This is a genomic window from Geminocystis sp. M7585_C2015_104 (assembly GCA_015295805.1).
GTDB lineage: Bacteria > Cyanobacteriota > Cyanobacteriia > Cyanobacteriales > Cyanobacteriaceae > DVEF01.
In genome coordinates, this window is record DVEF01000021.1 from 23,879 (window position 1) to 46,866 (window position 22,988).

The window sequence follows — 22,988 nt, forward strand, 5'->3', positions numbered from 1 at the left end:
CCTGTTCGTTGGTACCATTGAGAGAGAGAGTATGAAAGTGACAAAACGTGGACTAATTCTGGGGGCAACAGCCTTAACTATTTCCAGTGTAGCATTCACGGGTTTTGGATTACGTTTTTCCCAAACCCAGGCGTTTTTTAAAGATAGTCCCAAGGAGATAGTAGATGAGGTATGGCAGATAATCAACCGCCAATATGTGGATGCCACTTTCAACGGGGAAGATTGGCGTGAGGTACGGAGGGAATACCTCAATAGGGAGTACAGCAGCAAAGAAGAGGCCTATAAGGCCATCAAAGAAATGCTAAAAAGACTCAATGACCCCTATACTCGTTTTATGGATCCCGAAGAGTTCAAAAGCATGCAAATTGACACTTCAGGGGAGTTGACGGGTGTAGGAATTCAAATTACCAAGGAGGAGGATACGAAGAATATTGTAGTAATTGCACCCATTGAGGACACACCAGCCCAGAGGGCAGGTATTTTACCCAAGGACATTATACGCAAGGTAGATGGCAAAAGCACAGAGGGAATGGATTTAAATGAAGTGGTGTCCATGATAAGGGGCAAACCCGGCACCACAGTAACTCTTACCATTGAGCGCAACGGCGAAATTAAAGAATTTGTCCTAACCAGGGCTAGAATCGAAATCCACCCGGTAAAGGCTAGAATTGAAGAACAGCCGGGAATTGGTAAAATAGCCTATGTCCGTCTGGTGCAATTTAGCAGCAACGCTCCCAAGGAGATGCGGGAGGCTATAGTCAAGGGGGAGAAGGAGAATGTGAAAGGGTATATACTGGATTTGCGCTCCAACCCCGGCGGTTTGCTTTACTCCAGTGTGGAAATCGCCCGCATGTTCATCAACAGGGGGAGAATCGTCTCTACCGTTGACAGAGTTGGCGAGGTGGAGGTTCATAATGCCAATAACAGTGCTCTTACCAACAAGCCCGTGGTAGTATTGGTGGACGGCGGTTCGGCTAGTGCCAGTGAGATTCTTGCCGGAGCTCTTCAGGACTACAAGCGCGCTATAGTAGTTGGGACCCAGACATTCGGCAAGGGGTTGGTACAATCAGTGAGGGGCCTGGGAGACGGATCGGGTTTAGCGGTTACCATTGCCAAATACCTGACGCCCAAGGGGAGGGATATTAACAAGAACGGCATTACCCCAGATGTGATATACGAGTTGAATGAGAGAGAAAAAGAAGTACTAATGAAAGACAGAACAAAGATTGGCACCATGGACGATGCCCAGTATCGCAAGGCAGTAGAAGTGTTATCCCAGCAGGTAGCCATGAGAAAGTAGGGCTAAAACAGGCGGGAGAGGATATTAAGTCCTCGTTGAGCCACCTGTGAGTATTTCAACTGGCCAGTGAAGATTTTTACCATGGTTTTGCCAGCGGAGGGGTGTTTAACCCCCAGTTGGTAACTGAGACGGGGGAAGCGGTAAAATGCCTGAGACAGACGCTTGGCCCACATCATCTCTTTTCCCCATTCCTCGGCCATAGTGGCGCTGTAGTTATCTAGGGCATCCGTTTGGCCCGCCAGGCCGTTGATTATGGCTTCTGCCCCCTTCATGCCGCTGTAGACGGAGGGGCGGATGCCCTCGGCGGTGAAGGGATCAACCACACAGGCAGCTTCCCCCACCAGGATGGCCCTTTCGGCATGTAATTTTTGAACCCCATCCCAGAGGGCAATAGGGTGTCCGTATTCACAACCATCTTGTAGTCTAAGACAAAAGCCACTGGCATAGTTTTCCAGGAGCCTGTGGAAACTTTGAGCCTTGCGTCGTTTAGCAAAACCCCCTGCCCCTAGGGAATAGCCGTCTGCCTTAGGGAAATTCCAAGCATAACCGTGGGCCACCAGTCCAAATTCAAAGTAGGTGTCTGTTGTCGGTTGGGCAGCAGGGATTTCCACTTCTAAGGCTCCCACTACGGTTTTCTTCTGTTTTGTAAAACCCAGCCACCTGGCAGTATTCCCCTTAGCTCCATCTGCCCCTACAATATAGCTTCCCCGGAAGTGGCCTTTGGGCGTGTGGACAAGCCACGAGTCTTTTTGGAATTCTATGGCGGTAACTTCAGTGTCTGTGAGCAATTGAGCCCCTTGTTTGACTGCCTGTTGCACCAGGAAATAGTCAAACACATCCCTTCTTACCATCCAGATGGGGGTGTTGCCCAAATCGATGGCCACCACTTCCTCCTGTTGCCAGGTGCAGTAAACGGTATGGCTTTTGACGGAGATAGCCGGGGTTAAGTCAAAATCGAACCAAGACTGAATGGCCGGCGACACGCCCCCACCACAAGGCTTATAGCGAGGCAGAGAGGCCTTTTCTAACAGCAACACAGATACCCCCCGTTTAGCCAAGTGATAGGCCGCCGTTGCCCCGGAAGGCCCAGCACCTATTACAATACATTCGTATTTCATACTGTTACTAAAGTATACCCCCCTCCAGGGGGGGAAAGACACTACAGAGTCAGGGAATGGGGGTCATTTTCGATGACAGAGGCCAAATCCTGAAGGAAGGCCGCTGCATGAGCCCCATAAATGATACGGTGATCACAGGTGATGGTAACAGTCATGCGGTTGAAGATGCCAAACAAGCCCTCCTTGTTGGCAACCACTGTGGGGCGAGTACCGCCTATGGCCAGGATAGCACCTTGTCCTGGGGGGAGAATAGCATTAAACTGACTGACACCATACATCCCCAAGTTAGAAATAGTGAAGGTGCCAGTGCTATACTCGTCCGGTTGTAGTTGTTTGGCGCGGGCGCGATTTACCAAGTCTTGCCAGTTACGGGCGAGGGAGTATATGTCTAGACTGGCGGCGTTTTTCAACACTGGTGTAATCAAACCGCCATCGGGCATAGCTACGGCCACTGCGATGTTGATGGCATCATTATATTTTATTCCTCCTTCAGTGTAGGTGGCATTGAGGAGGGGATGTTTCTCCAGGGTGACTGCCACCGCCTTGGCCAATAGGACAGTCATAGTGACGCCCCTGGGTTTGATTTTGCGGTATAACTCCTCCAGAGCGTTAGTGGTAATGTCATAGCTGACTTGGAAGGTAGGTACATGGAGACTGGCCACCATGTTGCGCACCACTGCCTGTTGCAGGGTGTTGAAAGGCACCGTTTCTCCCGGAGGGGCAGTTGGCGCAGTAGTCGCTTCTTGGCTAAAAGAGGGCACGAAACTGGAACTGGGAGCTGTGTGAGAGGTTACTGGTGTAGTAGAAACTTTTCCGGCCGCCCTTTCCACGTCTTCTGCAGTAATCCTCCCGTTGACTCCTGTGCCTTTGATGGTGCGCAAATCCACATTTAACTCCCTAGCCAGTTTTTTCGCCCTAGGAGAGGCTATGATACGGCCACTGCCGCCATTGGTGGGGAGGGGTGTCTGTACTGTGGCTGTGGCTGCCGGGCCCGTAGCCGTGGCTGTTGCTGGCGTAGGTGGGGTTAGGGGAGTGTCTGCGGTAGCAGCTGTACTTGTAGTAAGCTGTTGTGCTCTTCTCCTGGCTTCCTCGATTTCTGCCTCTGTTTCGGCTATGTAACCAATGGTTTTGCCCACTGGCGCCTGTTCCCCTGCTGGTACTATAATGGTGGCCAAATAGCCAGAGTAGAAGGACTCTACATCCATATCTGCTTTGTCCGACTCTACCACCAGGATGGTTTCCCCCTTTTCCACCCTATCGCCGGGTTTTTTCTCCCAGGAAACTATTTTGCCCTCTGTCATGGTGGAACTGAGAGCCGGCATGAATATCTCGTAAATCATCTATCCTTGTAACTTTTCTATAAACGTTCAAACCTACAATTATATCAGTTGGCAGGTGGCATTTATTTTGCTTTTGCCTTTAGGGGGCGATCGCCTTAAAATGGAAACAGATACACCTACTCAACATGTCCTATAATGACTACTAGTGCCGACGCACCAAAGAAACTCTCCAGGGTAGAGACTATCAAGGAGAGGAGTAATTTTTTGAGGGAGCCTATAGCTACGGAGATAAACCAAGATACTACCCACTTCAGTGAGGATGGGGTGCAAATACTGAAATTCCACGGCTCCTATCAACAGGATAATCGAGATAATCGTAAAAAGGGGCAAGAAAAGGACTACCAGTTTATGTTGCGCACCCGCACCCCCGCCGGTTATGTGCCCCCCCAACTATATCTCACCCTCGACAGACTGGCAACTGATTACGGAAATAACACAATAAGAGCTACAACGAGACAGGGTTTTCAACTCCACGGGGTATTGAAGAAAAACCTAAAGACGGTTATAGCCACTATTATCCGCAACATGGGTTCAACCCTAGGAGCCTGTGGCGATGTTAACCGCAATGTCATGGCACCCCCTGCCCCCTATAAAAACCGTCCTGAATACCAGTACGCCTGGGAATATGCCCAAAAGGTGGCCGACTTACTCACCCCCCAAACCGGCGCCTATTATGAAATCTGGCTGGATGGGGAGAAAATTATCACCGCCGAGGAAGCCCCAGAGGTGAAGGCTGCCCGTCTTAAAAATACTAATGGCACTATTTTCCCTGATTCCCCTGAGCCTATCTACGGCACCAATTACATGCCCCGCAAGTTCAAATGTGCTGTCACTGTGCCCGGCGATAATTCAGTAGACATTTACACCCACGATTTAGGTTTGGTTGTAATTACAGACGAACATGGCAAACTACAAGGATTCAACGTACTGGCAGGCGGGGGATTGGGACGAACCCATCGCAAGGAAGAGACTTTCCCCAGGCTAGCCGATGAGATTGGCTATGTGGACAAAGAGGACATTTTTGAGCTAGTCAAGGCAGTAGTGGCCACCCAAAGGGATTACGGCAATCGCAGTGACAGAAGACGTGCCCGTTTGAAGTATCTGATTCATGACTGGGGGGTAGACAGGTTTCGTCAGAAGGTACAAGAATATTTTGGCAAACCCCTACAGCCCTTTAAGCCTTTGCCGCCATGGAGGTACAAAGATTATCTGGGCTGGCATGAGCAAGGGGATGGTAAACTCTTTTTTGGTCTGTCCATCGAAAATGGTAGAATAAAGAATGATGGGGGTTCCCGTCTCAAAGATGCCCTCAGGGAAGTTATCGGCAAATATCAACTCCCCAGCCGTGTTACCCCCCACCAAAACCTGATTCTCTACGACATTCAACCAGAGTGGCAGCAGGATATTGAGGCCATATTCCAACAACACGGGGTTGAGGTAAATCCTGACAAAGTCAACCACCTTACCCGTTATGCCATGGCCTGTCCTGCTTTGCCCACCTGCGGTTTGGCCATTACTGAATCTGAGCGAGTTTTCCCCAGTGTTTTGGCGCGTATTGACGCCCTTTTGGCCAAACTGGGGATGGCGGAGGAGACTTTTGTTATCCGCATGACTGGTTGCCCCAACGGTTGTGCCCGCCCCTATATGGCAGAATTAGGTTTTGTAGGGGAGTCTCCCGACGTCTATCAAGTGTGGTTAGGTGGCAACCCCCATCAAACCCGCTTAGCCAGTCCCTATCTAGATAAACTCAATATAGCCGATTTGGAGTCCTTTTTAGAACCCCTTTTGGTATACTTCCGCGACTATAAGCAACCCGGGGAGACTTTTGGGGAATTTTGTCATCGGGTTGGTTTTGATTCCCTAAGGGAATTTGCCAGTAAATATCAGCCAAAAAGCGATAATACTGGTAAAAAAACTGACCGGAAAACCCGTAGTAGAAGACAGGAACATCGCATCAGTGTAAGTGAGTTTTGGTATCAGAAATTAAAGGCTATTTCCCAAGCAGAGAAAAAGCCAATGAGTCAAATTGTTGCAGCTGCCTTAGAGAAATATTTTGGCAGTGAAAAATAGCATTCTCCCATTTTAGCCTTTTGCCCTGGAGGATGGGTTTGTTTTTGCCCTCCTCTCTTTTTTTCCTTGATTCTGGCCCACATGCCTTAATTTTTTCTGTAGTTTTCCCATATCCTTAACTTTTTGTGGTATAGTAAAAACCATCCCTGTTAGGCATTTAAAAGTAAAATCGTGAAAAATCCCCACTATAGAACAGTCGGACTGGTAGGAGAAGGGCAATTTGGCAAAGTTTACGGGGCAATTGTCAGGGAAACGGGAGAATTAGTGGCCCTAAAAGAATTAAACCCTCAAAAGTTCTCTACCAAAAGGTTTTTGAGGGAAATTCGCATTCTCCTGAAACTAGAACACCCCAATATTATCCGTTGTTATGGCGTTGCTCATAGCGGCGACAAAAGATATTTAGTGACAGAATACTGTGAGGGGGGAAGTCTCAGGGATTTAATCTGCAAGAGTCAGACTATTAGTTTGTTACAAAGGTTAAAGATTGTTTTAGATATTCTAGACGGTTTACACTATGCCCACACTGAGGGGATTATCCACCGCGACTTGAAACCAGAAAATATCCTTTTGTCGGTTACCAGTCAGGGGTGGAAGGCTAAAATCTCCGACTTTGGCGTAGCTAAAATTGAAAGAGAAGATACAAATGGAAGCGTTGGTGATACAGGATCCCCCGCCTATATGGCGCCAGAGCAATTTTATGGCAAATATTATTATGCCTCGGACATTTATGCCACAGGGGTTATCCTCTATGAATTATTAGTGGGAGATAGGCCATTTAAAGGAAGCCCCTATGAGATAATGTTAGGCCATTTAAATCGCCCTCCTGTCTTCCCAAAAAATCTCCCTGCCAGTTTGCGTCTAATTCTAAGACAGGCCCTTCAAAAATTACCCCAACACCGTTTCCGCACTGCCCTAGAAATGAAGGGGGAAATCCTGAGGGCAATCCTCGAGCTGGAGGATTCCGGGGTTTCTTTTTACGACAAACTGCTTCCTAACCGGTTATCTCTAAATTTGATTCAACAAAATTTGCTCCAAGAAAAGGTTAATTTTATAGTGACTAGAGACAGGGCAATATACCTGGCAGGTGACAAGAAAGTAGTGGTCAAGACTTTTCTCTTCAACTCCAGGAAGAAAGTATTTGAGTTTTGTTTTAAGACTCTTTATTTTTTTGAGAGGGTTGTAAAACACCTAACCGTATTGGAGAATGGATGTCTTGTAGCTACGGGCGGAGACTCACTCCCCTATTTTGATTTTTACCACTGTCACGGACAAAAATGTCAAATTTTGGGAATAAAAACCAGTGATTTGCGCTATGGAGCAGCCACGGATGGTAGTTGGTTGGCAGTCAGTAAAATTAAACATGAAGAGGAGGGATTTCAGTTAATCAATCTCAAAAAGTTAGCCCCAGTTACCCCCCTAATTAAAGAGTTTATTCCCAAACAAATTATAGGACTAGATCGTCGTCATGGCGTGGTGATTTACACCCAAGATAACATCAATAAGGACTACACTTATTTCCGGTTTTTTAACAGAAGAGGCATGTGGTATGACACCTATACTGTATTTGTGCCTTTGACAGGAGTAGTCTTTCATTCCCGGGAATCTAAGGCATTTTTAGCCAGGGAAAAACAAACAAATAACATGATTTTAATTAAGTTTTATCCTTTTTCAGTGCAAAGAATTCCCCTGAGTTTCTATGCCGATTATTATCTACCCCTCAACGAAGGTTTTTGTTGTATAAACAGGGATGGTAAAATAGCCCTAGTAGGCTTAGATGGAGAGATGATGGGGGAATCAAAAATAGGAATTGTAGATAGAATTAACTCCGCTGCCCCCCTGTTGGAAGATAAAATCATCCTCCTAGGGGAGAAAGATGGACAACAAAAACTCCTAGTCTACGAAATAAAAGTTAGTGTAGATAACATCAATAGGAAAATAGTGCCCCTAGAGGAATATAGAATCACAAAGGGGAAATAAACAAGAAGACTCGCTATTTCTCCAGATTGGCACGGGCGTCTTTTACTGCCAGTACAAAGGAAACCACCGAAGTAGGGACACTGGCTGCCAGAATTAGGATAGTATTAGTTTGACCCAAGTCGGGCATTCCCGAGCCCAATTCAAACAAACAGCCTACCATTGCTATACTAGCAACACAACAGAGCATAAGTAAAAGACCACTCTTAACAGTCAGATACATAGTCTAATCTCCCGTACTGTGGGGGGCTTTTGAAAAAATGATAGCATTGCCGGTGGCCACAAGGCCTTAAGGGGTAGGAAAGATAGGATTTAGGGGGTAGGGGGTAGGAGGGGGTGGGATGTGGTGGTTGGCGGCTAGGGGCATGTTATGAAACCATAAGCCCATACTAGGAATACAGTAGTAGCCGCCAGGGCATTTAGGGATCAACCCAACGCCCGTCTGCCTTAATCAGATTAATTAACTCCTTCACCCCATCTTCCTGGGGCACTCTTTTAATTTCCTCCCTTCCACGATACAACGCTATATATCCCGGTTGTTTGCCCACATAACCATAGTCAGCATCTGCCATTTCCCCGGGGCCATTCACAATACAGCCCATTACAGCTATATTTAAGCCAGTCAGATGTTTAGTAGCCTCTCTCACCTCATGTAGTACCTTTTCCAGATTAAAGAGAGTACGACCACAGGAGGGGCAGGCTACATATTCTACCATGGTTCGGCGTAAACCTAGGGCTTGGAGTATTTCATAGCAAACTGGTATTTCTTTTTCTGGGGCTTCGGTGAGGGAGACACGGATGGTATCACCGATGCCCTCAGCCAGGAGAGTGGCAATGCCGGCGGTGGATTTAATTCTACCATATTCGCCATCCCCCGCCTCTGTGACTCCCAGGTGTATGGGGTAATCCATCCCCAACTCATCCATGCGTTTAACCATTAAACGGTTAGCGGCTATCATCACTGGCACCCGGGAAGCCTTTAGGGATATAACTAGATTGCGGAAATCTAGAGATTCACAGATTCTGATAAATTCTAGGGCAGATTGTACCATCCCCTCTGGAGTATCCCCGTAGGTGAATAGCATTCTTTCTGACAATGAGCCATGGTTTACGCCTATACGCATGGCTTTCCCCTGTTCTTTTAGAGATAATACCAGAGGTTCGAGGGTTTGCTTGATTTTTTCCCCTATTTCGGCAAATTCTTCCTCTGTGTAACAGGTGCGATTCTCCTTGGGCTTTTCAAACACATACAAGCCTGGGTTTATTCTCACCTTGTCCACATATTTTGCCACCTCCAGGGCGATTTTCATGCCATTGTGATGCACATCTGCCACCAGAGGCACAGGTTTATAGGTATCCTCCAATTTAGCTTTAATGTCCCTTACCGCCTTAGCATGGGCTAGACTGGGTACAGTTACCCTTACTATCTCACAACCCATTTCGTGGAGACGACGAATGGCGGCCACGGAGGCATCCACATCCAGAGTATCCTCGTTAATCATGGATTGTACCACCACTGGGTGTCCACCCCCGATAGTCACGTTGCCCACTTTTACAGGGCGGGTTTTCCTACGATGAATTGTAGTATCAAATAGTCTAGGATCGTCCGGAAGGGGTATGCCACTGGGATTGGTAGGTTTATCAATAGTTTGCATGGTTTTATTTTTATAGCTAAATTGGCTTTTTTTTTCCCTCTTATTGTAATCTAGAATGGTCAGTTTCGGTTGGACTGAGGGCAATGCAGTGGGTTAGATGAGGAAACATGATATAATTCTTCTTAGCTGTTTTATTTGCCTTCTCGAGCCTAGGTGGAAATGGCATTACAATCCTCATCTGTGGACCCAATATGGCCTTTATTCTTTAAACTGTTCTATGTTTTAAAGACCTGAGAACTATTATATTTTGTTGTTTATGCATTTCATCATTGTAGCATATTTTTGTTTTTTATTGAATTAATGTTTAGTCTTATTGTCACAATTATAGTCGTTATTCTTGGCTCAGCTTTTTGTTCGTTAACGGAGACGGTTTTACTCTCTGTTTCTGACATAAGGGTCAAACAATGGGCTCAATCAAAAAAAACAGCAGCTTCGGTTTTACTGCAGATAAAAAAGAAAATAAATCGTCCCATAGCAGCTATTGTGATTCTGAACAATATTTTTAACATTGTGGGTAGTGTTTTGGTAGGCACCACTGTAACGGAAACCTTGGGGAGTAGATGGCTAGGATTTGTTTCTACTCTGCTAACTTTCTTGATTATTATTTTCGGTGAAATTTTGCCGAAAACCATGGGGCAGAGATATGCGGAAAATCTGGCATTGTGGCTAGCAATACCGGTTAAATCTATTGCCTTTGTTTTGACTCCTTTTGTGTGGACAATGGAGAAGATAACCACTCCCTTTACGGGGGATAAAATTCTGCCTACCACCAACGAAATGGAAATAAAGCTACTAACAAATATTGGCAGGAATGAGGGGGTAATTGAGGCGGATGAGGCAGAGATGATTAATCGTGTTTTCCATCTTAATGACTTGTCAGCTGGAGATTTAATGACTCCTAGGATTCTTATTACTTATCTCAGGGGTAATCTGACTTTAAACGAGTGTAAGCAGGCAATTATAGATTCCGAACACTCTCGCATTATAGTAGTAAAAGACTCCATTGACGAAGTAGTTGGTATTGCTCTCAAAAATGAATTACTAACAGCAATTATTCAAGGCAGGGGAGAAGAAAAGGTAGCTAACTTAGCCAAGCCTGCAAATTTTGTGCCGGAAACCATGAGGGCGGATTATTTATTAAAACACTTTCAGGAATTAAGACAACATTTAATGGTGGTGGTAGATGAATTTGGGGGAGTTGCCGGGGTTGTCAGTCTGGAAGACGTATTAGAGGTTTTGACTGGAGACATTGTAGACGAGACGGATAAAACAGCCAATATAAGAGAAATTGCTAGGAGAAAACGAGAAAGACTACTCCTGTCTAAAGGCATTGAAATTTAGACATAAACCCTGTTTAAAATTCTCGATGTTTAGGCCTAAAAAACTGGCAATCAAATTCTTGGCAGGATATTGATTAGTTGTGCATTATATCAGTCATAACAAATTTTTAAACATATCCAAAACTGTGAATTGCAGTCATTCACCGTATCAGCTTGATTTATTATAGCCGTCGGCCTGATCTAATAGTCAGATTAGGTGTTGGTAATAGCTAAGGGGCAAGCCTGTGCGTTTTTTTACATCTATGACTGAATTGTATGGCCCATTTTTCTGTCTCTCCAAAACTATTAACCTTGCCGCCTTTGGCTCAATTCCTGCGGCGATTAATTGCTCCTCTGAATATGTATTCAAACGTCGCCAAGACACTCCATAATCCTGTTTGATATCATAGCTAAATGTGATTAGAGGTTCTCTGTCATGGACTATTTTTTCCGGAATACCCGCTACCTCGACTAACTCCTCTAAACTAGTAAAAATAAAACCCTCTTTTCTGATTTCCTCAATCTGATTAGCATAAACAATAGGTAGGTCTAGGCCATAAACCAAATCGTCTTTAGAGGCAGTATTTATATCTATTTTTCTCCCCCTATGCTCTGCTACCAGTTGTGCTATTCTTCTATCACTAATTTCCAGGTTATCCGCGTTTACTTTCAGCTGATATTTATTTTTCAGGGAGAAACTGGTTACTATTTGCGCAATCCAGATTAGAAATCCTATTTGATTGCCACTAAAAATCCAACTGGATATAGTAAAACCTAATCCCAGCCAAATCCAGGACTTGAAGTTGGCTTTACTGCCGGCATAAACCAAGGCTAAACCACCAAAAACCGGTATAACAGAAAACCACACCCATTTAGGTGTTTTCCTAACATTAGCTGGTAAATTTGACATAGGTTTACAGGGAATCCAAATATTTTCTTCTTTTTCTTTCGTATTCTTCTGCTGTAATTATACCAGAGTCATACAGTTGTTTTAACTCCCTTAATGTGTTAACTACATCTGTAGGTATTTTCCCAGAAAAGCCTGTGTTTTCCGCCAAATGGGGATTGTATTTTCTGTTAAAACGCTCATCAGACATCAGCGATAATCCTATTAAATCAAAAATAGATAATATTGCGGGGATTCCAGTCCAGCAGAAAATGAGATACAATACCCCGGCCATATTTTCCCCCAGGTAAAATTTGTGTATGCCAAGGGCGCCTAGAAAAAGTGTTAACAGTATAGCTATGACTCTATTTCTCATAACCTTCCTCCCCTAGAGATTTTTGTTTACCAGTTTTAGTTAATTTGCCAAGCAAAAAATATAAAAACACCAGACAAATTTGGGTTTCTAGCATGGCAATATAGCCTCTTAGCCAGAAGTTAAAATTTGTTAAAGAACTTGAAGAAAATATAACGATGCCCAGAAGCAGGTAGGGCAAAGGTTTAATTTTATTAAGGAAGAACATACCTACACCCGTTAAGGGGCAAAAATAGGGGGCTAACTACATTATATTGAAAGGGAAAAAATATTGGTGTTATTGTTACCAATTTTTGTTAGATGAGGAAAAAATGACATAAAACTAAGACTCAATAAAACTGAGACTCAGTTGTCTACCTGAATTTCTGCCAAGTCGTGTATGACAACATCTGCTTGTTGTAGGTGGCAGGGATAAGATAATTTCCAACAGATACCAATGACGCCACCAGCATTGGCTTTTCTTGCCATGGCAATATCCCCTTGGGAATCTCCCACCATGAGGGTATTTTCCGGTTTCACCCCTATTTTGTCACAAACAGCAAGATATAACCGAGGGTCGGGTTTAGAGATATGGCCGTCTACTCCCATGATGAAATCTATGTAGGGGGTTAGCTGGTGGGTTTCGACAAAGTCTCTTATATTTTGGGTGGTATCAGCGGAGAGAATAGCTAATTTTAACCCCTTTGCGGATAGCCGTTGGATTACCTCCAGACTGCCGGCAAACAGGGGAGAGATGTAACCTCTTTTGGGTAATGCCTTTTCTGCTTCCTCGAAACAAGAGGCGGCAATGGTTAAGGCTTCAAACCAACTCTTGCCGGTTTCTGCGGCGATATAACCGGCGGCAACTATTTGATTTTCTCGGTTACTTCCTACTGCCATTAAACCACTAGGGTTGAAATAGTTTTCTCCCACACCAAAGGCTTTTAACAGAGATGGATAAATCCCTGGAATTTTGGCGTCAATTAATCTTGCCCTATTAATAGCCAGTTGACGTAAAAAATCCTCAGAATCTGCCAGAGTGCCGTCCTTGTCAAAGATTATAGCTCCAATTTCGGCAAATAAACGACCTCTACAACGAATTCGACAGGTATTTGTTAATTTATATTTTTCCTCCATGTTTCCTTACCGTCTATCTCTGCTCAGTGGATTCTTTGCTGTGGGAATTTATAATTATAAACACCTACATCCTCTCCCCACACCCTACCCCCATTCCCCTGATTGTATAATTCCATGATGGAAGAGAAAAAGTAGGGAAAGAATTGATGAAAAGAAGACAATTTTTGACTAACGCCACGATTACGGCAGTGACTTCGGCTACCCTGGTTTCCTGTCAAAGCCAGAATAAGACTACAGTCGTGGCTAATAGTTTACCAGAAGTGCGTTGGCGAATGGTAACAAGTTGGCCAAAATCGTTGGATACTATATACGGGGCAGTGGAGAGTTTGTGCAGTCGAGTTAAGGAATTGAGTGGGGGTAAATTCCAAATTACCCCCTATGCTGCTGGAGAGATTGTACCAGGATTGGAAGTATTTGATGCTGTCCAGAATGGGACAGTAGAATGTGGACACAGTGCCGGTTATTATTATATTGGTAAAAATTCCGCTTTGGCCTTTGCCACCTCCTTGCCTTTTGGCTTATTACCAGCCCAACAAAATGCGTGGTGGTATTATGGAGGAGGATTGGAAGCCATGCGGAAGGTGTATGCCGATTTTAATATTATCAATTTTCCTGCCGGCAGCACAGGGGCGCAAATGGGAGGATGGTTTAAGCGGGAGATTAAGTCTGCCAGTGATTTGAGGGGGTTAAAAATGCGTATTCCCGGCTTGGGGGGGGAAGTGATGGCGGCTTTGGGGGTGACTGTCCAAAATATCCCCGGTGGTGAATTGTTTTTAGCCCTTGACAGGGGTGCTATCGACGCGGCAGAATGGGTAGGGCCCTATGATGACGAAAAACTGGGTTTGAATAAGGTGGCCCAGTATTACTATTATCCCGGCTGGTGGGAGCCTGGGGCAACTTTGGAATTGTTTGTTAACAAGAGGGCCTGGGAAAAACTGCCTAAAGAATATCAAAGCATGCTGGAGGTGGCGGCAAAGGAGGCTAATATGTCCATGCTAGCCCATTATGATTTCGTCAATCAACAGGCTTTACGAAGACTACTGGCAGGTGGCACAAAACTAAACCCCTTTCCGGATGACATTCTAAAGCAGGCAGAGAAAATCGCTTTTGAGATTTACGAGAAAATTTCCGCCCAGAATCCCATGTTTAAAGAAATCTATCAATCATGGCAGGAATTTAGGAAAGGAATTATACAATGGAATTCTATCAATGAGTTGAGTTTTGCCAATTTTGTCCACCGCGCCTAGTATGTCTTTTTTACCGCAATATCGACCAAAAAAACTCTCTCTCGGCTTTTTAGAAAGGGAAATCTTGGATATTGTTTGGGATTTGGGTTATGCTAGTGCCAAGGATATTCATGATCGTATTCTAACTGATCCTGACCGGGAGCTGGCATATGCCTCCGTGATGACGGTTTTACAGAGACTTGCTAAAAAAGGCTGGATTGCCTACGAAAAAAAAGGGCGCGCTTTTTATTGGTATCCCCTTGTCTCCCGGGAGCAGGCGCAAGCTATACTTTCTTATGAGAGACTACATAACTTCCTAGCTGTTAGTAATCCCGACGTGGTGGCTTCCTTTGCCGATAGCCTTGATGCCACCAGTATAGACAAACTGCAGGCTATCGCCGCCAGACTAGCCGAAATTAAAAACCAGAGAGAGAAAACACAGCAGGGGGATTAGGAGAGGGAAATGCATCTGTTGTTGATTGTTTCTTCCATTTTTGTGGCGGTAGGGATAAGGATTTTTTTCCCCATCCCCTCCCCCACGGAGAATGGCAAACTTTGTTGGGGTAAATTACTATTCCACTTTGCCTTTCCCCCTCTTCTCTTGTTGATGACTGCCTTGGTGGTAGTTGTCATGGGTTACCAGGGAAAGATGTGGGGAATAAAAGCGGGTAAATTTAGTTATTTCCTCTCTCTTGCTTTTCTGATTTACGCCGTTTTTGTTATCCTTAAAAACCTATACCAGCAGTGGCAAATTCAATCTTTGCTGACAAATTTTCCGGGCATTGTTATAGAAGATAACCCATGCAAATTACTAGATACACCCTTTCCCTATGCCGCCGTGGTGGGTTTATGGAATCCCCAACTGGTAGTGAGTGAGGGATTGATTAAGTTGCTTTCTCCTCCCCACTTGAAATCAGTAATCGCCCACGAATTGGGCCATTTGTACTACCGCGATACCTTTCTCTTTTTCTGGTTGAGTTGTTTAAAGACTATTGGATTTTCTCTGCCAAAGAGCGAACAAATTTGGGAAAATCTGGCTCTAATGCGGGAGTTAAGGGCGGATTTATTTGCTTGCCAAAAAGTAGACCATTTACTAGTAGCAGAGTCTCTGATTATAATCAACTCCTATTTGTTAAATAACCGCGGAGAAAAACTGTTGTTTGAATGTCCGTTATACTCCAGTCGTTTGGGGGAAAGAGTCGAAAATTTGTTGGAAAACAGAGAGGGGAAATTAGTGGAGAATTATAGAGAAACCTTCTGGCTAATACTGGCTTTTATACCCTGGATTTTTCTCCCGTTTCACAGCGTCGGATAGTTGAGATTATTGTTGGTGAGGGTTTAACTGGTAAGAAAGAGGTTTACAGAATTGACTAACACCTTTTTTGACAACATAAATCAGTAAAGGAGTGAGTAGAAGGGGAGGACAAATTTTCTCTTCTAAAAGGCATTTAACTGCACTGGCCAGATAATTATTTTCCAAATCTTGACGTATTTTTTCCTGACAAATAGCCGCCCTACATCTTTTAGCCCAACCATCTAGCCAGTCTATTCTATCAGGATTTTGTCCCACAGCTAGGGCGATGGTGGTGGCGGCGTCTTCTAAATCTCCCTCCGCCTCTTCAATAACATCCAAGGCTTTGTTAGCTACCTCCAACCCTGCTAATTGTTCCCTATAATAACGGATCTCCTCTGGGCTTAACTGCATATGTAGTCCTTTTCCTGTTATGGTTTTGCCCTCTTATCCTCTATAATATCCCGTGCCCAAAAGGGGGCAGTACCGCCCCATGTAACATTCATATCTTGAAGCCCTAAACACCAATAATATACTTACGCCACTCGTGATGGAGATTGTCTTGAATGTGTCTATTGATTTCAAAGTGAAGACTGCTGTGGGGTTTTCTGGGTTGACGGCTGAGAGACATGTTAGCTTCTTTGGGAGTGCGGTTGCCTTTTTTGATATTACAACGGACACAGGCAGTGACTAGATTCTCCCAAGTGTCACCACCACCACGAGAGCGTGGGATAACATGATCAATAGTTAAGTGTTCACCACGATAGCCACAGTATTGACAAGTGTAACGATCTCGTTCTAGGATATTCTTTCTGGTGAGGGGGATTTCTTTGTGGGGTACTTTTACATATTGGCGTAATCGAATTACCGAAGGGAGAGGCAGTTTTTCATACACGTATTTACCATTATGTTCCAACTGTTCGGCTTTCCCCTTTAAAAGTAAGACAACCGCACGTTTCCAGTTGGTTATGTTTAGCGGTTCATAGGAGGCATTTAATACTAAAACCTTTCCCATAAACTTTGTTTGTTAAATATTCATAGCCGATGGTAGCACAAATGTCTGGTAACTGCCAGAGGAATGTTAACTAGGCGTCTTAGGGTAAAATAAAACCAAAGCCGGTCCAAAAGGGGGGAAAATGATGGTTTTCCGTCGGATTGTAGAGTTATTGTTGGTTTGTCTGATGGGGTTATTACTGTTGGGCACACCAGCATACTCTTTGGATTATACTAAAAGGGACTTGGAGGAGGCGGATTTTTCCCATCAAGACTTGCGAGGTTCAACCTTTAACAAGGCAAACCTACGTAATAGCAATTTTAGCTATGCCAACCTGGAGGGGGTGAGTCTTTTTGGTGCTAATATGGACTCTGCCAATCTGGAAGGAGCCAATTTACGTAATGCCGTGTTGGATCAGGCTAGACTCACCCATGCCAACCTCCGCAATGCCATTTTGGAAGGTGCCTTTGCTACCAATACCAAGTTTGAGGGGGCTTTGATTGAAGGAGCAGATTTCACGGATGTACTACTAACCCCCTACGTCCAGGAAATGCTTTGTAAGGTGGCCAGTGGCACTAATCCCGTCACTGGCAGGGATACCCGTGACACCCTCTTGTGCTCTTGAATGTACTGCTTAATGTATTCTTTTAATGTAACTTTAATTTAATTGTGGGGTACAAGTCGGATAATAATAGGGAGATGACAATAATTGGGATTATCGCTCATTTATGACTCCTTTACAACTGTGGCAACGGTATCAAGACTGGCTTTACTACAACCCCCAGCTGGACATTTATGTGGATGTCAGCCGGATGCGTTTTGATGAGGATTTTTACCAGAGGATGCTACCTAAGTTTGCCTCTGCCTTCGATTCTGTAGCACTTTTGGAACAAGGAGCCATTGCTAATCCCGACGAAAAACGCATGGTGGGCCATTATTGGCTACGCAATCCGGATATTGCGCCAAATCCCCAAATCCGACAACAAATCAAGGAGTGTATCCAAAAAGTCAAGGATTTTGCTAAAAAAGTCCACAACGGCGAAATAACCACCCCCCAAGGCCGAAAATTCACCGACATCCTCTCTATTGGCATCGGAGGCTCGGCTTTGGGCCCACAATTCGTCTCCCAGGCTTTGGCAGACATTAATCCCCCCCTAAAAATACATTTTCTCGATAATACCGACCCAGCGGGTTTCGATCGCACTCTTAATCTCCTGAGAGAAAGATTAAATACTACTTTGGTACTAGTAATAAGCAAGTCTGGCACCACCCCCGAAACCCGTAATGGCATGTTGGAAACAAAGCTGGTATATGAAAGCATGGGGTTGGAATTTCCTCGCTATGCCGTGGCTATTACCATGATGGAGGAAAGTAGTCAGTTGTATCAGACAGCGAAGGCAGAAAAATGGCTGGAATGCTTTCCAATGTTTGACTGGGTGGGGGGTAGGACGTCGGAAATGTCTGCCGTAGGCTTATTACCGGCGGCTTTGGAGGGTATTGACATTGATGCTATGTTAGCCGGCGCGCGGGATATGGACATTGCCACCAGGGAGAGGGATGTGAAAAACAATCCTGCCGCCCTTTTAGCACTGTCTTGGTATTATGCCGGTAACGGCAAAGGAGAAAAAGACATGGTAATTATCCCCTACAAGGATAGTCTTATTCTCCTAAGTCGTTACCTACAGCAACTGATAATGGAGTCTCTGGGCAAGGAAAAGGACTTAGATGGTAACATTGTCCATCAAGGGATTGCTGTTTATGGCAACAAGGGCTCTACGGACCAACACGCTTATGTGCAACAATTAAGGGAGGGTATTCCCAACTTTTTTGTTACCTTCATCGAAGTGTTAAAAGATAGGGAGGGCAAATCCCCCGAGTTAGAAAAATACATCACCAGTGGCGACTATCTTTCCGGCTTTCTCCAAGGCACCCGTCAGGCACTTTATGACAATGGCAGAGACTCTATCACCATCACCATCCCCGATGTCACCCCCTATACTGTTGGCGCCTTGATTGCCTTGTATGAGAGAGCCGTGAGTATTTATGCTTATCTAATCAACATAAACGCCTATCACCAACCGGGGGTAGAAGCTGGGAAAAAGGCCGCCTCTTCTGTTCTAGCTTTGCAAAAACAGATACTGGAACTTTTAGCCAGTCACCACCAGTCCTTTACCATTGATGAGATTGCTGAAAAAATCGGAAAACCGGAGGAAAAAGAGGCCATTTATAAAATTCTCCGTCATTTAGCTGCCAACAATCGTGGGGTTTCCCTTGAGGGAGACAGACGCCGTCCCAGTTCTTTGAGAATATCCTACAATTGGTAGTGAGGATGTGGGCCAAAAAAGCCCACTCTTTTTCCACCTATGTTCACCACCAGAAGACTTTTTATAAGTATAATCATCAGTTTTTGGCTTTTACTACTCCCTGTTTTATCCATTCAGAACATTACACCGGTAAGCCTAAAATTCCTAGTTTTTGAATCCATTTCTCTGCCGGTGGGAGTTCTACTCTCCTTCACTGTAGCCTTTGGGTTTATAGTGGGGTCATTTCTTCCCCTTTTTCCAGAGAAGAAACAAAAAAGGCCCAGAAAAAATAGGGCTTTTGCCCAGAAACAAGATTCAGAAAAAGACCCCATTTTTGATTGGGAATAAGGGGGAACAATTGCCTTGAAATAAATGACTGCAATTTCAATCCCTTCCAGCCAATTAAGGGCATCGCCTTCTTAGGAATTTTAGGCCCTCCATCAATTGAATTAGAGCTATTTAGAAACAACCTCCATAATGTAACTGCTATTGTTTTCCATATCCATTAAAAAAATAGAAGCTGCCTTATCCAGGGCCTTATTCATATTAGCGCCTGAAGCACTGTAGGTATTGTCCAAAATTATCGCACCATCACTTACAAATCTGACATCTGCATCAAAAGTGATTGTAGCAGAAGCCCCCATTCTCTGACTCTTTGTAACAACACCAGCTACCAATATGTCTGTGCCCCTTTTCTGCGCCTTTTCTAGGGCGGCGGGGAGATTGTCATAACTTAGCTTGCCATCAAAAACGCAAGTATAACTTGGACTATTAGATAATTTTGAACTGATAAATCTGGCAACTGTAGCACCCATATTGCCGACTTTTGTTGCATTGCTAAAAGTAACCACCATGCAGTTAATCTTACTCTTGGCAAAAACGCCAACGACCGCGAAACACGTAATCACAAAAATTATTAACATTGTTACAAATTTGGCAAATGCCTTAGCCATTTTTTAACCTCCTCTAACTCAATTTGGCTTGTATTGGCTACAATAGTGGGGATTTGCACCCTTTATGCCAAAACTGGGCAGTTGGGGCAAATTTAAATAGCCATTTAACTACTAAGTAGCAAATCTTTGCCCGGCACACACGGATTACACCGGGTTTTGTTAAAAAAGCAATGGTATTTCCGCTATTTGCCTTATTATGGTTATTTCGCCCTAGAATTAGGATACACCCCACAAAAGCAAATATTTCAAAGTTAACAAAAATTAATATGTACTCACGGGAAATAGACTGTATGGTAGGAGTTTTGAAGAAAAAAATGAGAAAAATTCTGTTAAAAATTGTGGCATCATTGATAATGATCGCCGGAATTAGTTTGTCGGGATGTCAGCAAATAAATGCCAACAATCCCCAGACAGAAGGCGTCAAACCCGAAATCACTAATCCCACTGTCAGAATTGCAAGAGAAATGAAACTACCCCGTTTGGAAGGCAAAGCCACCGTTGTCATGAAGGTCAACGGCAGGAGTATTACTATTGAAGTAGATGGCTACAATGCCCCCATTACTGCCGGCAACTTTGTGGACTTGGTACAAAAGGGAGTGTATAATGGCACTGTGTTTCATAGAGTAGTAAAAGAGCCCCAGCCGTTTGTAGTACAGGGCGGAGATCCCCAGAGTGCCAATTCTAACATTCCTGTGTCTCGTTTGGGCACTGGGAGTTATATTGATCCTCAGACTAGACAACCCCGTTATATTCCCCTAGAAATACGTCCAGAATACGATGAGACTCAGGAAAATGCCACACCCCCTGATATTATTTACAGTCGCATTGTTGACGAGCCACCTGAATTGAAACACAAATATGGCGTTATTGCTATGGCTAGGTCACAAATGCCCGATTCTGCCTCTGCCCAATTTTATTTTACCTTAGCCGAATTGCCTTTTTTAGATGGTAAGTATGCCGTGTTTGGGAGAGTTGTCGACGGTATGGATGTGGTGGAAAGCATCAAACAGGGCGATCGCATCGAATCGGCAGAAGTAATAGCTGGTGCTGAAAATCTGAAAAGATAGTCATCAGCCAAGGGATTGGACAAACAGACTAGCAATGTGGGGGATAATTTTCCTATTGCGGCTGTTTTCCCTTCCCTCGGTGAAAATCACTAACAAAAAGGGGGGATTATTAGGGGTTACCACATAGGCAGCGTCATGACGGACAGTGGAAGTCCAACCGGCTTTTGACCAAATTTGAGCATTATCTGGTATAGCTTCGCCTATAAACCCATTTATTTGGTTCTCCTCCTGTCCTACCTCCAGTTTTTTCTTGCTTGCGTCTCTTTTCAACAGGTTTCGCATTTTCTCACAGGCAGCGGGAGACACTATTAGGTTATTCATCAAGCCATGAAATAGTCTCCCCACTGCATTGGTGGTTAACATATTGCGGTTTTGATAGTTTTCCCCTACAAATATTCTTTCTCTACCATAGGGTCCATCACACCAGGTTTTTTGATTAACATTAATATAAGAGAATTCCTCCCATTGGAAACCGCGAAAATACTCGTTAATGGTATTTCTTTGCCGACACCATTTTTCAAACTCCTCTGGTGGTAATTCTGGGCCCGAGGTAGTATTAGTAAGGGTGTCTACTACCAAACTGGTGGCATCGTTACTGGAATACACTATCATATCTCTGATAGCGCGATTTAACTCCTCCGAGGGCTTAATTTTTCCCTCCTCCAGCCACTGATAAATTGCCACCAGGTAGAATAATTTCACAACACTAGCAGGATAAATTTTCTCTTCTCCCCTCCAGCTGTATCCTGATGGGGAATTCCGATCATCGTCTACAATTACCGTCAAAGCAATTTGATTTTTTCCCAGACTAGGAAACACCTCCCAGGTTTTTTTCAATATATTCTCCGTTATCCTTGCCAGGGAGGGATTAGCCCGAAAAAAAGCCATAAAACTATTTACTTATACCGCAGAAGTTCTAGAGACTGACAGGTAAGAAATATACCTAAGATAATATAGCTCAAAAACAACACCAAGTTGCTAGTATCGAATACGCCTCGCACTAGATTTTCATAGTTTTTCATGAGGGAAAAACTGGCCAATAACTCCCCAAAATCGTTACCAATATTGTTAGCTAAAGCATCCAATATAGACAGAATTAATACCAGAACAAAAGTTAAAATTGCGGCCCACACTGTACTTTCTGTTAGAGAAGAGATAAACATTCCCAGGGATAAAATTGAGCCAGCAAAAAGTATTAGACCTAAGTGAGCCAAAAGAGGCACTCCCAGAGACAAAGGGGGTGAAGCCGAGGGAAAAATTATTATTTCGTAAACAAGAATGGGAATTATCATAGTAACAAAGAACAACAAAACCCCAAAAAATTTTCCTAAGGCCACCACCCAATTGAACACAGGAGAGGTAGCTAAAAGTTCAATAGTGCCGCGTTTCCTCTCCTCCGCATATAACCCCATGGACAAAATGGGCAAGACAAACATAGTCAGAGAGGCCAGGAAATTAAAAAATATTTGCATAAATTCATAAACTACATCCACCGGCTCAGTGTTACCCAGTTGTTCCTGAAAAGCTACACTCTGGAGGACACCCCCCTCACCAAAAAGGAGTAGGAAAAAATACATCCCTGAGATTAGCCAGAATACTGCCGCCACCACGAAGGCGAGGGGCGACACCAAGTAACCCTGTAGTTCTTTCTGTATTATCGCCACAACATTAGCTGTGATAATCTTGGCCTGTAGTAAGCTGTAGCGCATATACCCTTCAAAATCTACAAACAAAAAAAAACGCCCCCCTTGCGGAGAGCGTCTTTTCCCTCTATCTTAGCCGTTGATTACGGGAGCAGAAACAGGCTCTGCACTAGCCAAGTCCAAGGGGAAGTTGTGGGCGTTGAGCTCTTCCATTACCTCAATGCCCATTTTAGCACGGTTCAGCACATCAGCCCAAGTCCCGATGACACGGCCTTGGCTATCTAAGATAGACTGGTTGAAGTTGAACCCGTTGAGGTTGAATCCCATGGTGGAGACCCCCACAGCAGTGAACCAGATCCC

The 22,988-nt window shown here is 44.4% G+C and carries 24 protein-coding genes; 11 read left to right on the top strand and 13 right to left on the bottom strand.

What is annotated here, in order from left to right:
• The first annotated feature begins 31 nt into the window (after positions 1-31).
• Positions 32-1,300, top strand: coding sequence for a S41 family peptidase (locus IGQ44_02720; protein HIK36892.1), 1,269 nt, complete (start codon positions 32-34; stop codon positions 1,298-1,300).
• 2 nt (positions 1,301-1,302) lie between these two features.
• Here IGQ44_02720 and IGQ44_02725 read toward each other — a convergent pair whose 3' ends face one another.
• Positions 1,303-2,418 carry a geranylgeranyl reductase family protein gene (locus IGQ44_02725; GenBank protein ID HIK36893.1) on the bottom strand — a complete coding sequence of 372 codons (1,116 nt, stop codon included), beginning with the start codon at positions 2,416-2,418 and terminating at the stop codon, positions 1,303-1,305.
• A gap of 41 nt (positions 2,419-2,459) precedes the next feature.
• Positions 2,460-3,758, bottom strand: coding sequence for a 2-oxo acid dehydrogenase subunit E2 (locus IGQ44_02730; protein ID HIK36894.1), 1,299 nt, complete (start codon positions 3,756-3,758; stop codon positions 2,460-2,462).
• A gap of 135 nt (positions 3,759-3,893) precedes the next feature.
• Between IGQ44_02730 and sir the strand changes: the two genes are divergently transcribed.
• Both sir and IGQ44_02740 read left to right on the top strand, forming a co-directional pair.
• Positions 3,894-5,828, top strand: coding sequence for a sulfite reductase, ferredoxin dependent (gene sir / locus IGQ44_02735; GenBank protein HIK36895.1), 1,935 nt, complete (start codon positions 3,894-3,896; stop codon positions 5,826-5,828).
• A gap of 171 nt (positions 5,829-5,999) precedes the next feature.
• Positions 6,000-7,805, top strand: a complete 1,806-nt coding sequence (locus IGQ44_02740) for a serine/threonine protein kinase (protein ID HIK36896.1) — start codon at positions 6,000-6,002, stop codon at positions 7,803-7,805.
• 13 nt (positions 7,806-7,818) lie between these two features.
• On the opposite strand, the gene IGQ44_02745 is transcribed toward IGQ44_02740, so the two are convergent.
• Positions 7,819-8,019 (bottom strand): hypothetical protein, encoded by a 201-nt coding sequence (locus IGQ44_02745; GenBank protein HIK36897.1) that lies wholly within the window; start codon positions 8,017-8,019, stop codon positions 7,819-7,821.
• 202 nt (positions 8,020-8,221) lie between these two features.
• Entirely contained in the window at positions 8,222-9,457 is a 1,236-nt protein-coding gene (ispG, locus tag IGQ44_02750) for a (E)-4-hydroxy-3-methylbut-2-enyl-diphosphate synthase (GenBank protein ID HIK36898.1), read from the bottom strand.
• 300 nt (positions 9,458-9,757) lie between these two features.
• Between ispG and IGQ44_02755 the strand changes: the two genes are divergently transcribed.
• Positions 9,758-10,798, top strand: coding sequence for an HlyC/CorC family transporter (locus tag IGQ44_02755; protein ID HIK36899.1), 1,041 nt, complete (start codon positions 9,758-9,760; stop codon positions 10,796-10,798).
• A gap of 186 nt (positions 10,799-10,984) precedes the next feature.
• On the opposite strand, the gene IGQ44_02760 is transcribed toward IGQ44_02755, so the two are convergent.
• The 3 genes from IGQ44_02760 to IGQ44_02770 all read right to left on the bottom strand — a co-directional run bounded on the left by IGQ44_02760 (position 10,985) and on the right by IGQ44_02770 (position 13,151).
• Complete coding sequence (locus IGQ44_02760; protein ID HIK36900.1) at positions 10,985-11,686, bottom strand: helix-hairpin-helix domain-containing protein; 702 nt, start codon at positions 11,684-11,686, stop codon at positions 10,985-10,987.
• A 4-nt stretch (positions 11,687-11,690) separates the two neighbouring features.
• Positions 11,691-12,038: an NINE protein gene (locus tag IGQ44_02765; GenBank protein HIK36901.1), complete on the bottom strand. Its 348-nt coding sequence runs from the start codon at positions 12,036-12,038 to the stop codon at positions 11,691-11,693.
• Between the two features lie 342 nt (positions 12,039-12,380).
• The gene (locus tag IGQ44_02770) at positions 12,381-13,151 is read right to left on the bottom strand and encodes an HAD family hydrolase (GenBank protein ID HIK36902.1); all 771 of its coding nucleotides are present in this window, start codon (positions 13,149-13,151) and stop codon (positions 12,381-12,383) included.
• Between the two features lie 146 nt (positions 13,152-13,297).
• On the opposite strand from IGQ44_02770, the gene IGQ44_02775 reads away from it, so the two are divergent.
• Genes IGQ44_02775 through IGQ44_02785 form a run of 3 tightly spaced genes read left to right on the top strand, consistent with a single transcriptional unit; the run spans position 13,298 to position 15,692 of the window.
• Positions 13,298-14,398: a TRAP transporter substrate-binding protein gene (locus IGQ44_02775; protein ID HIK36903.1), complete on the top strand. Its 1,101-nt coding sequence runs from the start codon at positions 13,298-13,300 to the stop codon at positions 14,396-14,398.
• Position 14,399: 1 nt separating this feature from the next.
• A complete protein-coding gene (locus IGQ44_02780) occupies positions 14,400-14,831 on the top strand; it encodes a BlaI/MecI/CopY family transcriptional regulator (protein ID HIK36904.1) in 432 nt (143 codons plus the stop codon).
• A 9-nt stretch (positions 14,832-14,840) separates the two neighbouring features.
• Entirely contained in the window at positions 14,841-15,692 is an 852-nt protein-coding gene (locus IGQ44_02785; protein HIK36905.1) for a M48 family metalloprotease, read from the top strand.
• Between the two features lie 6 nt (positions 15,693-15,698).
• On the opposite strand, the gene IGQ44_02790 is transcribed toward IGQ44_02785, so the two are convergent.
• Positions 15,699-16,082 (bottom strand): hypothetical protein, encoded by a 384-nt coding sequence (locus tag IGQ44_02790; GenBank protein ID HIK36906.1) that lies wholly within the window; start codon positions 16,080-16,082, stop codon positions 15,699-15,701.
• 103 nt (positions 16,083-16,185) lie between these two features.
• Entirely contained in the window at positions 16,186-16,683 is a 498-nt protein-coding gene (locus IGQ44_02795) for an HNH endonuclease (GenBank protein HIK36907.1), read from the bottom strand.
• Between the two features lie 124 nt (positions 16,684-16,807).
• Between IGQ44_02795 and IGQ44_02800 the strand changes: the two genes are divergently transcribed.
• From IGQ44_02800 to IGQ44_02810, 3 genes are all read left to right on the top strand, one after another.
• A complete protein-coding gene (locus tag IGQ44_02800) occupies positions 16,808-17,287 on the top strand; it encodes a pentapeptide repeat-containing protein (GenBank protein HIK36908.1) in 480 nt (159 codons plus the stop codon).
• Positions 17,288-17,390: 103 nt separating this feature from the next.
• Positions 17,391-18,986, top strand: coding sequence for a glucose-6-phosphate isomerase (locus IGQ44_02805; GenBank protein ID HIK36909.1), 1,596 nt, complete (start codon positions 17,391-17,393; stop codon positions 18,984-18,986).
• Between the two features lie 39 nt (positions 18,987-19,025).
• Positions 19,026-19,313 (top strand): LapA family protein, encoded by a 288-nt coding sequence (locus IGQ44_02810; GenBank protein ID HIK36910.1) that lies wholly within the window; start codon positions 19,026-19,028, stop codon positions 19,311-19,313.
• Positions 19,314-19,420: 107 nt separating this feature from the next.
• On the opposite strand, the gene IGQ44_02815 is transcribed toward IGQ44_02810, so the two are convergent.
• Positions 19,421-19,918 carry a hypothetical protein gene (locus IGQ44_02815; GenBank protein HIK36911.1) on the bottom strand — a complete coding sequence of 166 codons (498 nt, stop codon included), beginning with the start codon at positions 19,916-19,918 and terminating at the stop codon, positions 19,421-19,423.
• Positions 19,919-20,232: 314 nt separating this feature from the next.
• Here IGQ44_02815 and IGQ44_02820 point away from each other — a divergent pair, with 314 nt between their 5' ends.
• Positions 20,233-20,985, top strand: coding sequence for a peptidylprolyl isomerase (locus tag IGQ44_02820; GenBank protein ID HIK36912.1), 753 nt, complete (start codon positions 20,233-20,235; stop codon positions 20,983-20,985).
• A 3-nt stretch (positions 20,986-20,988) separates the two neighbouring features.
• On the opposite strand, the gene IGQ44_02825 is transcribed toward IGQ44_02820, so the two are convergent.
• The 3 genes from IGQ44_02825 to IGQ44_02835 form a co-directional block, all read right to left on the bottom strand.
• On the bottom strand, positions 20,989-21,873 hold the full coding sequence (locus IGQ44_02825; GenBank protein ID HIK36913.1) for a serine hydrolase: 885 nt from the start codon (positions 21,871-21,873) through the stop codon (positions 20,989-20,991).
• Positions 21,874-21,881: 8 nt separating this feature from the next.
• A complete protein-coding gene (locus tag IGQ44_02830; GenBank protein HIK36914.1) occupies positions 21,882-22,694 on the bottom strand; it encodes an ABC transporter permease subunit in 813 nt (270 codons plus the stop codon).
• Between the two features lie 66 nt (positions 22,695-22,760).
• On the bottom strand, positions 22,761-22,988 hold a 228-nt coding region (locus IGQ44_02835; protein ID HIK36915.1), incomplete at its 5' end, for a photosystem II q(b) protein.